Consider the following 14,240-nt stretch of genomic DNA (forward strand, 5'->3'; position numbering starts at 1 on the left):
AGCTAGTGCCCGCGGGCGAGCAAGGCAATACCTACCACAATGCTCACTAGGCCTAGCACCTGCGACCAAGACAGTGCTTCCCGTAACACTACTAGGCCTAGCACGGCCGTCAGCAAGACGGAACCACCCACAATAACGGGCGTACCGACAGAGGAAGGGATGCCGCGGCTAAACACTACAAACGTGAGAATTTCGGCTAGGCCTACCCCAGCGCCGGCCAACATAGCTAGGCCTACGCCCGTGCTATGCAGTTCCAGTGGTTGGCCCTTCAGCCGCAGCCACACCAGCCATAGCCCGCCTAAACTCGCGGCCACCAGTTGCAGAATAACTGCGCCCGCCGCGGCCGATATGTGGCCCGCCGCCAGCTTAATAAAAAAATTATACAGCGCTAAACAGAGCGCCGTAAGTATTGCCAGTAAAAGCCAGTGCATAACAGATATTGTGCTTATCGCAACCGACCCAGCAATTCTTGCTGCAGTTGCGCCCAGTCTTGGGCATCATCGCTTTTTCCCCAGTGTACCTGCAGGACCGAGCGTTTCGCTATAGCCTCAACCGCCTGGGTAGCCATGTTCCTGAATGTGGGCTCCTCTTCTGGACTGAGCCGAACTGTGAGCGGCAGTAAATCGGCGGGCAGGTCGCGGCCGGGCTTCCCGAATAGGGCGGCTACAATTTCGGCGGCGGCCAGGGCTTGCTGAGCAGCCTCAGCTTCCACGGCATCGGGTGTAGTCACTGAGGTCAGAGCTTCCGTCAGAAGGCCTAAGCTGTGCGTGTCGCGGAATTTGGTGGAAATGTCCGCCGCCGCATCATTATCAAAGTTGTAGTAGCCCCAGGTTGCCATGTGGTATCAAGTAAATGAGCGATATTGATAGCAGACGAGAAGCAGCCTGTTTTGTTCTGCTAGGCCAGTACTCTCCTTCCGTTACTCGCTCACGAGCATAGAGCGCCAGCGCCGCACAATTGCAGTAGGCCTAGGCGCTTACTTAAACTTCTCCTTGAGCAACTCTATCTCTACCGCGGGGGAAATCTTCTCGTAGAGAACATGATACGCCGCCGATGTGATGGGCATAGCTACCTGAAGCTTTTTATTGAGCTCATAGATGCTCTTCACCGCGTAGTACCCCTCGGCCACCATGTTCATTTCCATCTGCGCCGATTTCACGCTGTAGCCACGGCCTACCATATTCCCGAAGGTGCGGTTGCGCGAAAACTGCGAATACGCCGTTACCAGCAGGTCGCCGAGGTAGGCAGAGGCAGACAGGTCGCGGGGCTGGGGGTTAAGCGCATGCACGAAGCGCCGCATTTCCTGCACCGCATTTGAAACCAGCACGGCCTGGAAGTTGTCGCCATAACCGAGGCCGTGCGCAATGCCGCAAGTGAGGGCAATGATGTTTTTCATCACGGCGCAGTACTCAATGCCATCCAGGTCTTGCGCAGCATTGGCCTTCACGTAGCGGTTGCGCAGCAGACGGCTGAACTCTTCTGCCAGCTCCGCATCAGGAGAGCCAATGGTGAGGTAACTCTGCTTTTCTAAGGCTACTTCTTCGGCGTGGCAGGGCCCAGCAACCACACCCAGCCGGGTATGCGGGAGCCGAAACCGCTCGGCCACGTAGTCAGTTACCAGCACGTTCTTCCCCGGAATCATACCCTTAATGGCCGAAATGATTCGCTTGTGCTTCAGAGCATCACGGTCCAGCTTATCCAAGGTGCTTTGCACGAATGCCGCCGGTACGGCCAGCACCAGCCAGTCGGCCTCGCGCACGGCGTCCTCGAGGTTGGTGGTTGGGTGCACGCGCGCCAGATCGAGGGCTACGGAGGACAGATACCGCGGATTATGACGCGTACGGAGCAGGTGCTGTACGTCATCTTTACTGCGCATCCACCAGCTCACACGGGCGCCGTTTTCGGATAAGATTTTGGTGAGGGCAGTGGCCCAGGAGCCGCCGCCAAGCATGGCAATTTTTTCCAAGCTGAGGTTGAATAAGTAGATAGTACTCTAAGCAGCTGCCCAGGCGCCCTAGGCCACTCTCCTGCCCTTACGAAAAGGCAGGCCTGATGGCCACTGGTACCAGGCTAGGCCTCGCTACCGCCGCTTATCCTTCAATCTTAGCCAAAAAAAATGAGAGGCCACCGTTGCGTTACACAAGGGCAGCCTCTCATTGGAACCTAGCATGCAAGCACTCAGCCGAATGCTTGACTTGCCGGGCGGTTATTTACTTTCGTCAGCCGTTTCTTTCAGGGCCGACTTGTCCAGGGACTTGGCATCTTTGATAACCACGAGGGCGCCATCCTTCAGGGTTTTGGACACCACCCGGTATGGGCCACTCACCAACTCGTCGCCGGCCTGAATACCGCTTAGAATCTCCATGTTGTTCCGGTCGCTGATGCCGGTTTTAACGGGCGTCATAACGGCTTTTCCGTTCCGAATCAGGAACACCACCTGCTCAACTGGTTCATTGTTTTTAGCCTGGTCGGCGGTTTCAGCAGCCCCCGAACCACCGCGGCTAACCCGCACGGCGGGGGTACCCTTGCCCTCTGCTTCGTCGGTGTTGGTGCTGTCTGAACGGGTAGTTACCGCCATAAGGGGCACGCTCAGCACGTTGGCCTTGCGCTCAGTGATGATGTCAACTGAGGCCGTCATGCCCGGCCGGAAGGGCACCACGGCCCGGCCCTTCTCCGAACGCAGCAACTGCTGATACGAGGCGGGCAGCAGCCGGATGCGTACTTCAAATTCAGTTACAGCTTCCGCCGTCAGAGCATCTTTCGCCGTGTTGGCAATGCTGGTAACGATGCCCCGGAACTTCTGATTTTTGCTGGCATAGCTATCCACCTCTACGTCGGCGGAGTCGCCGAGGCTGACGTTGATAATGTCGTTTTCATTCACACTTACCCGCACCTCCATATTATTGAGGTTGGCAATGCGCATGATTTCGGTACCGGCCATTTGCGAGGTACCTACCACACGCTCGCCTTTCTTCACGTTGAGCTTGCTCACCGTGCCGCTAACCGGAGCATAGATGGTAGTCTTATTGAGGTTTTTGCGAGCCTCATCAAGAGAAGCTTGTGCACTTTGCACATTGCTTTGGGCCGCGCGGATGCTCTGCCGAGCCGAGTTGATTTCTTCCTGCGAAGCATCGTAGGCGGCCTTACTCGCTTCAAAATCCGCCTGAGAAATTACTTTCTGCTTGTACAGGGATGCATTGCGGCGGTAAGTGAGCTCCGTTTGCTTGGCGCTGGCCAGCAATTGCTGAAGCCGGGCCTGGGTTTGGGCCACGTTGGCTCGCTGCGTACCTACCGAAGCCGATTGCATGTTTACCATGGCCTGGTAGTTATCGGGGCGAATGCGGAGTAGCAGCTGGCCTTTCTTCACGGAATCACCTTCCTCCACGTAGAGCTCAATGATTTCGCCCGACACGTCGGGAGAAATTTTTACCTCTGTTTCGGGCTGCACTTTACCCGAAGCACTAACCGTTTCCACGATAGTATTCGGGCTGGCTTTCACGGCTAGCACCTCCGTCCCGGCAGGCTTGCCAATAAGCCCCTGCTTTTTCGCCACCACAAAGCCGACCAGCAGCAGCGCCACTATGGCCAGCAAAATGTACAGTACGCGGTTGTTCTTCATCTATTTACTGAAATATTAGGGACTTAAGGTATCAAAGCTCAAGAGAAGCTATAGGCCTCTGACGTGCTCCAGCAGAGCAACTGGCGTCATGCCTGACGTCAGCACGTGTGGTAGTAATAACTACAGCGCAATGGGCCGACCTTGGTAGAAGTCAAGCACTTTGCGACGGAAAATAAACTCATACTTGGCCTGAATCATAGTAGACTCGGCCGCCGTGAGGTTGTTTTTAGCAATGTTGAACTCCGTACCGTTGAGCAGTCCGTTGTTGAAGCGAATCTCGGCGTTGCGGTAGGCTGCGGTCAAGGCTTCCGTTTGGCGGCGCGACGACAGGTAGCGGCGTTGCGCAGCAATAGCATCGGCGTAGGCCTGCTGAATGTTCTGGCGCAGCGTAAGGCGAGCTTGCTCGGCCCGCAGCTCCTGCTGCTGAATGTTTATCTGGGCCCGCTGCACGCTAGTGCGCGTTTGGAGACCATTTAGGATGGGAATCTGCAGGGAGAACTGTAGGCTCTTGCCCAGGTTGTCTTTCAGCTGCTGCGAAAACTTGGAGGGCAACAATTCCGGAATAGCCTGCTTGGGCTGCAGCAGAAAATACTGCGACGGAATGGGCTGCCCACTCAGCCCCGACTGAAATACGGGTACCTGCACGGCGCTGGTAGAGTCGCCGTTAAATACCCGTGCCAGCCGCGAGGAGGAGAAACCCGTGAAAATGCCTGCTCCGAAGGCCAGTCGTGGGTAGTACCCCCCGCGGGCAATATCGAGGCTACGCTGAGCTGAACGAACGCGTAGTTCGGCGGCCTTAATCTCGGGCAGAAGGTCCTGAGCTGTTTGATACGTGCCGTCGGGGTCGGCTTCTACCAGCGGTTCATCGTCGGGGTCGGCCAGCACGGGCACCTCTATTTGAAAACCGGCCGGAGAGGGCAAGTTCAGGAGCTGCGTGAGCGTCAGGCGGGCCAGGTCACGCTGATTCTGCGAGGTAATCAAATTAACCTCATCGGAGGCCTGCTGGGCCTGAATATCCAGCAAGTTGCTTTCAGGAATAGAACCCGCCTTCAGCAACTTCTGCGTGCGCTCTACCTGCTGCAGGGTGCTATTTACCCGTACCTCGTTGGTGCGCACTAACTCTTCGGCCAGTACTAGTTGCAAAAAGGCCGAGGCCACGTTCAGGGCCAAATCATTGCGTGATTTGTCGATGTCGAGGCTGCTGGCTTCTGAGTCTAGGGCGTTACGCTTTACCGTATTGCGCAGCTGAAACCCCGAAAACAGTGTTACCTGGGAGTTGGCCGAGAAGTTATTAGACCGGATAGTTTGGCTAACGAAATCATTCGTCAGCGGGTCGAGGCTAGTACCGTAGTTCCAGGCTTGAGTTCCGGAAAGGTTAGCGGAAGGAAGCAGCGCCGCCCGGCTTTGCCGCAACGTCGCATTTTGCAGCTCTGAAGTGAGCTGCTGCTGCCGCACGGTCAGATTATTTTGCAGGGCGTAGTCGATGGCCCGCTGCAAGGTAAAGGGGCCAGTAGGCGCGGTAGCAGCTAAGCTCCCCGCAGGCGGCTGAGTGGGCGAGGTAGTCTGGGCCGTAACCGGAGCCGCCAGCAAGCTGGCTGAGATGGGTAACAACCAGTAGAAACGCTTCATACAGTGTAATGCTTGCCTGCCTATGGGAAACAGGGTTAACGAAGTATAGCCAGTGGCCTAGGCCACTAAGGTATCGGGTAGGAAAACCAGGGCCCGGGTAAAATCAACCAATCGCCTAAAATCAGCCTTCAATCAGAGGATTTTGCCCGTTAGCCCGCTGGCGCTAATCAATGGTAGGTATGTAGGTTACGCGGTGCACCCACCGCAGCTGCCGAAGGTATTCCAGAGTGATATCACGCAGACCAGAATCTATTTCGATAAACTGGCGGGCGGCATCGTTTTTACCTTTCCTTGACACGAACATGGTGGCAATATTGCACTCATCGTGGGCAATAACCGAGGCAATGAAGGCAATGGAGCCGGGCACATCGTCGGCATCAATGATGAGTGTGTGCAGGGAGGCCGAGAAGTCGGCCGGAAAGCCATCAACCTCCACAATCCGGATAACGCCTCCGCCCCGACTCTGCCCAATAACTTCCACGGCCGTGCCCGCCCGCTCGTCGCGCAGCTGCAGCTTAATGGTGTTGGGGTGCATGGTAGAAGCATTGCCCACACTCTGGAAAGTGTACTGCAGTCCTGCTTCCTTGGCATGGTCGAACGCCTCCCGGATGCGCACGTCGTCGGTAGGCATCCCGAGCAGGCCCGCAATGATGGCCCGGTCGGATCCGTGGCCCTCATAGGTGCGGGCGAAGGAATTGTAAAAGATGATGGTGGCGTGGGTGGGCACCGAGCCCAAAATGCGAATAGCGGCCCGCGCAATGCGTACCACCCCCGCCGTGTGCGAAGAACTCGGCCCAATCATCACCGGTCCGATCATATCGAAAATGCTGCTTTTCTCGGCCATAAACGTAGTAAAGGTAGAAGTTTACCCGATTCAGCATAGTGCCTGCGCTAGGAAGTGTTGCTTTCTACCTCAGTGGCCCGGTACATGGCTCATGCAGCAAGCTCGGCACTAGGTCTAGTGTAGCTGGGCAACTGGCCTAGGGAGGCCCTCCTATTCGCTGGCTTCGCTCCCTACTTTCTACCACCACTAGTAACGGTGAGGCTGCACCATTCAGCGGGTTTTTCGTTCTTTGTAGCCCACCCCGCTGTGTATAGCCCCCCTTTCCACCTCCCTACGCATGACAACTCCCGAGGAAGAATTCTCGCCGGCCGTCTGGCAACAGTTGCGCCGACTCCAAACTAAATATGCCGCTGATGGCCAAGATCTGGCCGCCTACCTGGAAGGCCTCTACTATGCCGACTACGTAAATTACTGGGACTACATTAAGCTAGACACCCTCCTCTCGCTGCAGCAGCCCCTTACGCAGATTCCGGACGAGCGCATCTTTATCATGTACCACCAGATTACGGAGCTGTATTTCAAGCTCTGCCTCTGCGAGTACGAGCAGCTCGGTGACCTGCGCGAGCCTACCCTGCAGGAAGTGGTACTGCGCGTGGGCCGCGTAAACCGCTACTTCGAGAACCTGATCGACTCGTTTGATGTGATGGTGGACGGCATGGACAAGCAGCAGTTTCTGCAGTTTAGGATGAGCCTGATGCCGGCCTCAGGGTTTCAGAGTGTGCAGTACCGCATGATTGAGCTAGCCAGCACCAGTCTTACCAACTTAGTGCCCGAGGAGCAGCGTCGTCTGCTAGGCGAGGCCGCCGCGCACGATGAGCTACTGGGCTGCATTTATTGGAAAGCAGGGGCCACCGTGGAAGATACGGGAGCTAAGGCCCTCACCCTGGTGCAGTTTGAACAGAAATATACGGCTCAGCTAATAGAGCATGCCCGCCGTTTCCAAGACCGTAACCTGTGGGCCGTGGTGCAGCGCCTGCCCGAGGAAGACCGCCAGCACCCGCGCCTGCTCCGTCAGCTCCGCCAGCTCGATGTAAACGTGAACGTCAACTGGCCGCTTATGCACTACAAATCGGCAGTGCGGTACTTGGAGCGCCACCCCGATGCTATTGCCGCTACTGGGGGCACCAACTGGCGCAAATACCTGCCGCCTAAGTTTCAGCGCCGCATTTTCTACCCCCAAATCTGGAGCTCGCAAGAACTAGAAGACTGGGGTAAAGGCTGGGTAGAGAGCGTGCTAGGCGAAGAAATGACGAAGCAGAGCTAGTCCCCCTATTAATCAATAACCTAACTTCATTTTACTAGATAGTACTCCGTTATGTTTATGCGTTTAATAGGAGCCATAGTAAGTGCGCTTTTGGCATATAGCACAGTAACCAATGGTCAGGTAAAACCCATTGAGATAAGCTACGTGGATTATAAAGGATCTGGAGTTGTTGTCTCAGCGCAGAATAACAGCTTTTGCCCTTACACGGTAGTCATCAACTTCGACTTACTCAACATGGAGCCTAGTGCGAAGCTGCCCGTGCGTAAGGTGGTTGTACCGGCCAAGAAAAAGACGGTTCTAGTCAGGCTGACACCGATACCTGGGCAACGTTACAATTATAAATATGAGTACCACTATTACGTGGGTAACGTCGACGACACTAAACCAAACACCGATTTTGCGTATTCTCTGCCTTTTGAGGAAGGCAAGGAATATACTGTAATGCAAGGCAATAATGGCTTGTTTTCACACGTAAACAAGCAAGCGTTAGATTTCAGTATGCCCGAAAATAGCGTGGTCTGTGCCGCCCGCGCTGGAGTGGTGGTGGAGGTCAAGCAAGACTCTAATTCCGGCTGTCCCGATGCCAGTTGCAAAGACTTGGGCAACTACATTGTTATCTATCATGAAGATGGCAGCTTTGCTACGTACTACCATTTTCGGCAGAACGGCAGCAAAGTACAGCCGGGCCAGCAGGTGGCGCAAGGCGAGCCCATTGGCTTCAGCGGCAACACCGGTTGGAGTTCGGCCCCCCACTTGCATTTTGAAGTGGATGTACCAGGGGAGGCAGATAAAACTTCCATCCCCGTCAAGTTTGCCGTAGCAGGCCAAACCCTCTCCGATCTACAGAAGGGTACCAGCTATAAACGGTAGTCTTTATTCCACTTTTACTATCTACTCAAAACCGGCCGCCGCTCTGCTCCTTGTGAGCAAGAACGGCGGCCGGTTCTGGGTTTGACAAGTTCTCTGAACTTCTACTTGCTCACGGTAAAGCTAGCCTGCGTGTTTTCCCAAGCCAAGGTTACCATTCCGTTGTTGGCGGCAGAAATTGTGAATTGTTCTACCAGAGCGGGCGTCTTGGTGGGTTTCACGGTTACCCGAAGTGCGTCTTGGTCTTGTTTGTATTCGTAGGCGCCCCACTGGTTAGCTGTCTTGTTGAAGATAATGGTCCACTCCTGCTCGCCGGGGATGGTGAACAGGGCGTATTTACCGGCTGGTAGCGCCTGACCGTTGATTTTTACGGGCTGCTTTACTTCAAACGTGGTAGCCTCGTTAGCGCCGGTGCGCCACACTTTACCATACTGCTCCAGTCCACCGAAAATTTTGCGGCCTTTCACGGAGGGGCGGCTGTAGTCGATGGTGTAGGCCACTCCACCAGGGGCGGTGCCCGTTACGGTAGCCGGTGGGCTAGGCCGCTTCGATTTGTCCTCGGGGGCCTTAGTGGTAGTGGTGGTTTTAGTGGTAGTAGTGGTGCCCTGGGCAAAGGCAGCTCCAGACAATAGGCTAGCTCCGATAAACAGAGGCAGGAATTTTAATTTGCGCATGGCAATGCTGGGGTTAGGAGAGTGAATTAGAACAGTAAGCGCAACGTACGAACTTTGTTTTCAGGCAAAAAACAAGGTAACAAAATAGGCTTTTGCTTGCCCAGGGACAGTAGTATCCTCAATAAGTTGCTTAGCCAACCGCTGGCGCAATAGGCCTAGGCCACTTGTAGCTTACTCCTCCCGCATCCGGGAAGTGTCGCGCGTGTCGTTCATGCGCAGGTATACTACTAAGGAAATGGCAGCGCAGGCCGTTACGTACCAGTAGAACCAGGTTTCTACCCCCTGGTCTTTGGCCAGCAGGGCTACATATTCGGCTGATCCGCCAAACACCGCTACTGTCAGCGCATACGGCAGACCAACCCCCAAGGCCCGAATTTCCGTTGGGAACAGCTCGGCTTTCACGACGGCATTAATGGAGGTATACCCACTTACAATGCATAGGGCCAACACTAGTAACCCGAAAGCCGCCCCAGGGCCCGCCGAGTGGCCTAGCGCCGTGAGCAACGGATAGGTGCCCAGAGTAGAGCCCACCCCAAAAAACAGCAGCACAGGCCGCCGGCCTACCCGGTCGGAAATAGCCCCAAGTACCGGCTGCAACAGCATAGCCACGCCCAGGGCTCCAAACGACACGATGGTGGCAGCATCCTTACTAAAGCCTGCGGTATTCACCAGAAACTTCTGCACGTAGGTGGTAAACGTGTAAAACACCACTGTGCCGCCCAGCGTCAGGCCTACAACAGTCAGCACCTCGTGGGGGTAGCGTAGTAGCAGCGTGAGCTTGCTCGGCGCGGCAGCCAGCGCGGCGGGGGTGGCCGGAGCAGTCGTTTGCTTCGTGAAGGCATCGGTTTCCTCCATGGTACGGCGTAGGTAGAGGGCCACCAGGGCCGCTACCGCCCCAATGGCAAACGGTACGCGCCAGCCCCAGGCATACAGCTCCTCCGTGGTAAGTACCTGTTGCAGGCCTAGCTGCACGAGCAAGGCTAGTAGTTGCCCGGCAATGAGGGTCACGTACTGAAAACTGGAAAAGAAACCCCGGTTACGCTGGTCAGCCATTTCGCTGAGGTAGGTAGCGGAGGTACCGTACTCGCCGCCTACGCTCAGGCCCTGCAGCAGGCGCGCTAACACCAGCAAGATGGGGGCCGCCACACCAATTTGGCTATAGGAGGGCGTGAGGGCAATCAGCAAAGAGCCGCCGCACATGAGCAGCACCGACAGCAGCAGCGCCGCCTTGCGTCCGTGCCGGTCGGCGTAGATGCCCATAAGCCAGCCGCCCAGGGGTCGCATCAGAAAGCCCACCGCAAAAATAGCCGCCGAGTTAAGCAGTTGGGCCGTGAGGTTGCCCTTCGGGAAGAAGGCCGGCGCGAAGTACAAGGCAAAGGCCGAGTACACGTACCAATCGTACCACTCTACCAGATTGCCCACCGAGCCGCTGAAGATGGAGCGGATGCGTGAAGCCATGGTGCGCGGGGCGGTGGTTGCGGGAGGAAGCATAGGCCAGAGAAAAATGCTGGGAAGAGCCGCAAAATAGCACAAGCCACCTGAAGCCGCTCTAGGCCACTATCCGCCCCGCAGGCAGCTACTACAAGGGCCCCAAAAAGTATACTACCTGGTCTAGAATGCGGCCTCAATTACTGGCGGCTGGCCTAGTATAATCCGCGGGCTGTTACCTTTGCCCACATTGTTCTTTGTCGGCTTATTCCAGTCAGACGAGCGGCAGGTTTCTGGTTTCGGCCGGAATGAAAAGGGAACCGGGTGCAACTCCCGGACAGACGCGCTACTGTAAGTAACCACAGCCAGTGCTTTCCAGCTACAGCCCATTGCTTGCCACGGCACGCGAGAAGGGCGGAAAGCATGTTACAAGTCAGGAGACCTGCCCGCCGCTCCTAATGATGAGGCTCCTGCGCGAACCGGGTCCTTGTCGGGTGCTGCTGCGGGCTGATGCCCTCTCTTTCCGCTGGGCTAGGCCAGGCGGGGCAGAGTGGCATGCGCGTAGGCCAGGTAACCGACAGCGAGAAGGTGAGCCGTAGGCGCCACGGAAGCGTCCGGCACGGAGTGTTTTTTCACCTTCTCCTTTTCCTGATGTCTTCACTAGACGAAAAAATCAGCCGGGCTGAAACCCGCATCTTCAAAGCTGTATTCCCGAATACCACCAACCACTACGATACCCTGTTTGGGGGTACCACCCTGCATATGATGGACGAGGTGGCCTTTATCACGGCCACGCGCTTCAGCCGGTTGAAAATGGTCACGGTTTCCTCTGATAAAGTAGATTTTACGCACCCCATTCCGGGCGGCACCCTGGTGGAACTGATTGGCCGAGTCGCCCGGGTAGGAAACACCAGTCTGCAAGTACGCGTAGAGCTGTTTGTGGAGCAGATGTACTCGGAGGAGCGAATCATGGCCGTGTCGGGCCTGTTTACCTTCGTCGCCATTGATGATCAGAAACGACCGGTTTCTATTCTCGGCCACGCGTGAGAATATGCGTGCACGGCGCACTCTTTCTGCGAGCATCATATTCTTACCGACTCATCTCTTCCTAGTTATTTCCTAGAATCCGAAGCATAAGCTGAACCTTTCTGGCAGTTCCATCAGTTCATCGAACTATTCATATCACCTGATTTCTCCTCTCAGTAGAAAATGGAGCAGCCCCTTGCTAACCACAAAGCCCGCTTGGAACAATCCTTTAAAGAAGCTGATAAAGCTCGCGAAGAACTCACCGATTCTATCTCCAACTCCATAGCCGCTAACTGCGACCTGCTTCATCATGGGTTGGTAAGTGCTAAGGGGCTGGAGGTGACCACTGAGATGTACCGCCACTTGCTAGGCCACTTGTTGCGCCACCCTTCCGGCGAGGTCCGTACGCAGGTGCTGGAGTGCTTCAATCAGTCGATGGAGAAGTTCTGGCCGCGCAAAACCGGCATCTCCGAAGAAGGAACTGCCCACTAATTTCGCCTGTTTCGAAGCCGGCCTTGTCTGGCAGCGGTGCCCGCTTCAGCGGTTGCTACGCTGCCAGACAAGGCCGGCTTTTCCATGCACACTCTGAAGTAAGTGGCCTACACGGCATTCTTTGTAGTTTTGCGGCTGCTTTACACCACACGGTTCAAAGGCTAACTCCCTTTCACCTTCTTTTATGCCCACACCCCAAGAAATCGAGGTGCTGCTTTCTCCGGAAGTGGCCTACGATGAAATGGCGCGCTACCGCGCCCTCCTCGACGCCGCCGGCCTCGTGCCCGGCCAAGCCGATTTTGTGCACCTGCGCAAGCGCTCCATTGATGCGCGCGGCCGTCAGCCCCAAGTGCGCCTGCGCGCCGATATTTACCAGACTCCGCCCCCAGCCAACCTGTTTGGTCCGTGGTTTCACTATCCTAATGTGAGCCAGGCCCGCCGCTCGGTGCTGATTGTAGGCGCGGGCCCAGCGGGCTTGTTTGCGGCCCTGCGCGCTATTGAGCTGGGTATTAAGCCTATTGTACTGGAGCGCGGCAAAGATGTGCGCACCCGCCGCCGCGACCTAGCAGCTCTCAATAAAGAGCACATCGTGGATACCGACTCCAATTACTGCTTTGGCGAAGGCGGGGCCGGAACCTATTCCGATGGCAAGCTCTACACCCGCGCCACCAAGCGCGGCGACGTGGGCCGCATTCTGCGCCTGCTGGTGCAGCACGGCGCCACCCCCGATATTCTGGTAGACGCCCACCCCCACATTGGCACCAATAAGTTGCCCTACGTGGTGCAGGCCCTCCGCGACACTATTCGGGAAGCCGGAGGCGAAGTCCGCTTCGAAACCCGCGTGACCGACCTAGTGCTGGAAAACAACCACCTGCGCGGCGTGGTAACCGCCACGGGCGAGGCCTTGGAAGCCGACGCCGTGATTCTGGCCACCGGCCACTCCGCCCGTGATATTTACGAGCTGCTGCACCGCCGCGGCGTGCTCATTGAGGCCAAGCCCTTTGCCTTGGGCGTGCGTGTAGAGCACCCGCAGGAGCTTATTGACCAGGCCCAGTACCGTCGCAAAGACCGGGGGGCCCTGCCGGCTGCCTCCTACGCGCTGGTGCATCAAACCCAGTGGCAGAACAAGCAGCGGGGCGTATTCTCGTTTTGCATGTGCCCTGGTGGATTTATTGTGCCCGCCGCCACCGCCCCCGGCGAGGTGGTAGTAAACGGCATGAGCCCCAGCCGCCGCGACTCGCGCTTCGCCAATTCCGGGATCGTTACGGCCATTGAGCTGGAAGACATGGATCTGCGCCAGCACGGCGCTTTGGCTGGCCTGCGCCTGCAACAGCAAATTGAGCAGCGCGCCTGCCGGTTGGCCGGCAACACCCAGCTGGCCCCCGCCCAGCGCCTCGGCGACTTTCTGAAGAGCAAGGTGTCGCCGGAACTGCTTGAAACCAGCTACCAACCGGGCTTGGTTTCGGTGCCGATGGAAGAGGTGCTGGGCACTGGCCTAGCAGAACGTTTGCGTCAGGGTTTCAAGAATTTCGGGCAGAAGATACCCGGCTACGCCACCAACGCCGCCCAAATTGTGGGCGTAGAAAGCCGCACCTCCTCCCCCGTCCGCATTCCCCGCGACCGGGACACGCTGCAGCACCTTGAGGTACAGGGGCTGTTCCCATGCGGCGAGGGCGCGGGCTACGCGGGCGGCATCGTGTCGGCGGCCATGGACGGTGAGCGGTGCGCCGAGGCAGTACTGGCCGCCATATCTAGTAAATAACCTTTCCAGATGAAGGTGCATATCGTCGGGGCTTCGGGAGCGGGCAGTACTACGTTGGGTACTGCCCTCGCGCCCGAGCTAAACGTCCCGTATTTCGACACCGACACGTATTTCTGGGAATCTACTGATCCGCCCTTTCGGGTCCGTAGGCCAGTAACCGAGCGGAATGCCCAACTGCTGCAAGATCTTGCGGCGGCTGAGAGTTGGGTGCTGGGAGGTTCGCTCCTCAGGTGGGAGCTTCCGAGCCCTCTTGCTTTTGATTTGGTGGTATTTCTGTGGGTGCCCCCGGCCCTGCGGATGCAACGCCTGGCCGCTAGGGAGCTGGCTCGCTACGGGCCAGTTATCTTCCAGGATGAGGAGCGCAATACCCACTATCGAGAACTTATGGAGTGGGCAGCGGGGTACGATGAGGGTACTGGCCTAGGACGAAGCCTGCGTACCCATGAGCAGTGGCTACGCTCTCTTACGTGCCCCGTGTTGGAGATACGAGGTGATACTACCGTCGCGGACCGAGTTAGGGCGGTGACTCAGGAAATAAGGCGCTTGTCGCTTCGCTAACAAGGCCTAGAGTAAGCTTCTACGGCGTTCCTTCCGTACAATACTTGTGAAGCTGCTTTTCAGAAGCTGGCTTACGT

The 14,240-nt window shown here is 56.8% G+C and carries 14 protein-coding genes and 1 riboswitch; of the genes, 6 read left to right on the top strand and 8 right to left on the bottom strand.

What is annotated here, in order from left to right:
- Positions 1-2 precede the first annotated feature (2 nt).
- The 6 genes from EU556_RS21715 to sdaAB form a co-directional block, all read right to left on the bottom strand.
- Entirely contained in the window at positions 3-431 is a 429-nt protein-coding gene (locus EU556_RS21715) for an EamA family transporter (RefSeq protein WP_135436271.1), read from the bottom strand.
- A gap of 14 nt (positions 432-445) precedes the next feature.
- Positions 446-838, bottom strand: a complete 393-nt coding sequence (locus tag EU556_RS21720; RefSeq protein WP_135436272.1) for a DUF4259 domain-containing protein — start codon at positions 836-838, stop codon at positions 446-448.
- A gap of 138 nt (positions 839-976) precedes the next feature.
- Entirely contained in the window at positions 977-1,966 is a 990-nt protein-coding gene (locus EU556_RS21725; RefSeq protein ID WP_245327824.1) for an NAD(P)H-dependent glycerol-3-phosphate dehydrogenase, read from the bottom strand.
- Between the two features lie 240 nt (positions 1,967-2,206).
- Positions 2,207-3,619: an efflux RND transporter periplasmic adaptor subunit gene (locus EU556_RS21730; protein ID WP_135436273.1), complete on the bottom strand. Its 1,413-nt coding sequence runs from the start codon at positions 3,617-3,619 to the stop codon at positions 2,207-2,209.
- 120 nt (positions 3,620-3,739) lie between these two features.
- Positions 3,740-5,248, bottom strand: a complete 1,509-nt coding sequence (locus EU556_RS21735; protein WP_135436274.1) for a TolC family protein — start codon at positions 5,246-5,248, stop codon at positions 3,740-3,742.
- A 163-nt stretch (positions 5,249-5,411) separates the two neighbouring features.
- The gene (gene sdaAB, locus EU556_RS21740; RefSeq protein WP_135436275.1) at positions 5,412-6,092 is read right to left on the bottom strand and encodes an L-serine ammonia-lyase, iron-sulfur-dependent subunit beta; all 681 of its coding nucleotides are present in this window, start codon (positions 6,090-6,092) and stop codon (positions 5,412-5,414) included.
- Positions 6,093-6,369: 277 nt separating this feature from the next.
- On the opposite strand from sdaAB, the gene EU556_RS21745 reads away from it, so the two are divergent.
- Both EU556_RS21745 and EU556_RS26785 read left to right on the top strand, forming a co-directional pair.
- Entirely contained in the window at positions 6,370-7,356 is a 987-nt protein-coding gene (locus EU556_RS21745; protein ID WP_135436276.1) for a tryptophan 2,3-dioxygenase family protein, read from the top strand.
- Positions 7,357-7,446: 90 nt separating this feature from the next.
- A complete protein-coding gene (locus EU556_RS26785; protein ID WP_167855678.1) occupies positions 7,447-8,226 on the top strand; it encodes a M23 family metallopeptidase in 780 nt (259 codons plus the stop codon).
- A gap of 101 nt (positions 8,227-8,327) precedes the next feature.
- On the opposite strand, the gene EU556_RS21755 is transcribed toward EU556_RS26785, so the two are convergent.
- Positions 8,328-8,897: a DUF2911 domain-containing protein gene (locus EU556_RS21755; RefSeq protein WP_135436278.1), complete on the bottom strand. Its 570-nt coding sequence runs from the start codon at positions 8,895-8,897 to the stop codon at positions 8,328-8,330.
- Positions 8,898-9,068: 171 nt separating this feature from the next.
- Positions 9,069-10,388 carry an MFS transporter gene (locus tag EU556_RS21760; protein ID WP_135436279.1) on the bottom strand — a complete coding sequence of 440 codons (1,320 nt, stop codon included), beginning with the start codon at positions 10,386-10,388 and terminating at the stop codon, positions 9,069-9,071.
- A gap of 207 nt (positions 10,389-10,595) precedes the next feature.
- A riboswitch (cobalamin riboswitch) is annotated at positions 10,596-10,789 on the top strand.
- A gap of 187 nt (positions 10,790-10,976) precedes the next feature.
- On the opposite strand from EU556_RS21760, the gene EU556_RS21765 reads away from it, so the two are divergent.
- The 4 genes from EU556_RS21765 to EU556_RS21780 all read left to right on the top strand — a co-directional run bounded on the left by EU556_RS21765 (position 10,977) and on the right by EU556_RS21780 (position 14,163).
- Positions 10,977-11,372 (top strand): acyl-CoA thioesterase, encoded by a 396-nt coding sequence (locus tag EU556_RS21765; protein ID WP_135436484.1) that lies wholly within the window; start codon positions 10,977-10,979, stop codon positions 11,370-11,372.
- A 162-nt stretch (positions 11,373-11,534) separates the two neighbouring features.
- Complete coding sequence (locus EU556_RS21770; RefSeq protein WP_135436280.1) at positions 11,535-11,843, top strand: hypothetical protein; 309 nt, start codon at positions 11,535-11,537, stop codon at positions 11,841-11,843.
- A 184-nt stretch (positions 11,844-12,027) separates the two neighbouring features.
- The gene (locus tag EU556_RS21775) at positions 12,028-13,605 is read left to right on the top strand and encodes an NAD(P)/FAD-dependent oxidoreductase (RefSeq protein WP_135436281.1); all 1,578 of its coding nucleotides are present in this window, start codon (positions 12,028-12,030) and stop codon (positions 13,603-13,605) included.
- 9 nt (positions 13,606-13,614) lie between these two features.
- Positions 13,615-14,163 carry an AAA family ATPase gene (locus EU556_RS21780; protein WP_135436282.1) on the top strand — a complete coding sequence of 183 codons (549 nt, stop codon included), beginning with the start codon at positions 13,615-13,617 and terminating at the stop codon, positions 14,161-14,163.
- Positions 14,164-14,240 lie beyond the last annotated feature (77 nt).

This window comes from Hymenobacter fodinae (assembly GCF_004745825.1).
Lineage (GTDB): Bacteria > Bacteroidota > Bacteroidia > Cytophagales > Hymenobacteraceae > Hymenobacter > Hymenobacter fodinae.

Bases quoted from the DNA above. Each gene is read 5' to 3' on its own strand.
- EU556_RS21715 (WP_135436271.1), bottom strand. From the start codon at position 431: ATGCACTGGCTTTTACTGGCAATACTTACGGCGCTCTGTTTAGCGCTG.
- EU556_RS21720 (WP_135436272.1), bottom strand. From the start codon at position 838: ATGGCAACCTGGGGCTACTACAACTTTGATAATGATGCGGCGGCGGAC.
- EU556_RS21730 (WP_135436273.1), bottom strand. From the start codon at position 3,619: ATGAAGAACAACCGCGTACTGTACATTTTGCTGGCCATAGTGGCGCTG.
- EU556_RS21735 (WP_135436274.1), bottom strand. From the start codon at position 5,248: ATGAAGCGTTTCTACTGGTTGTTACCCATCTCAGCCAGCTTGCTGGCG.
- sdaAB (WP_135436275.1), bottom strand. From the start codon at position 6,092: ATGGCCGAGAAAAGCAGCATTTTCGATATGATCGGACCGGTGATGATT.
- EU556_RS21745 (WP_135436276.1), top strand. From the start codon at position 6,370: ATGACAACTCCCGAGGAAGAATTCTCGCCGGCCGTCTGGCAACAGTTG.
- EU556_RS21755 (WP_135436278.1), bottom strand. From the start codon at position 8,897: ATGCGCAAATTAAAATTCCTGCCTCTGTTTATCGGAGCTAGCCTATTG.
- EU556_RS21760 (WP_135436279.1), bottom strand. From the start codon at position 10,388: ATGCTTCCTCCCGCAACCACCGCCCCGCGCACCATGGCTTCACGCATC.
- EU556_RS21765 (WP_135436484.1), top strand. From the start codon at position 10,977: ATGTCTTCACTAGACGAAAAAATCAGCCGGGCTGAAACCCGCATCTTC.
- EU556_RS21770 (WP_135436280.1), top strand. From the start codon at position 11,535: ATGGAGCAGCCCCTTGCTAACCACAAAGCCCGCTTGGAACAATCCTTT.
- EU556_RS21775 (WP_135436281.1), top strand. From the start codon at position 12,028: ATGCCCACACCCCAAGAAATCGAGGTGCTGCTTTCTCCGGAAGTGGCC.
- EU556_RS21780 (WP_135436282.1), top strand. From the start codon at position 13,615: ATGAAGGTGCATATCGTCGGGGCTTCGGGAGCGGGCAGTACTACGTTG.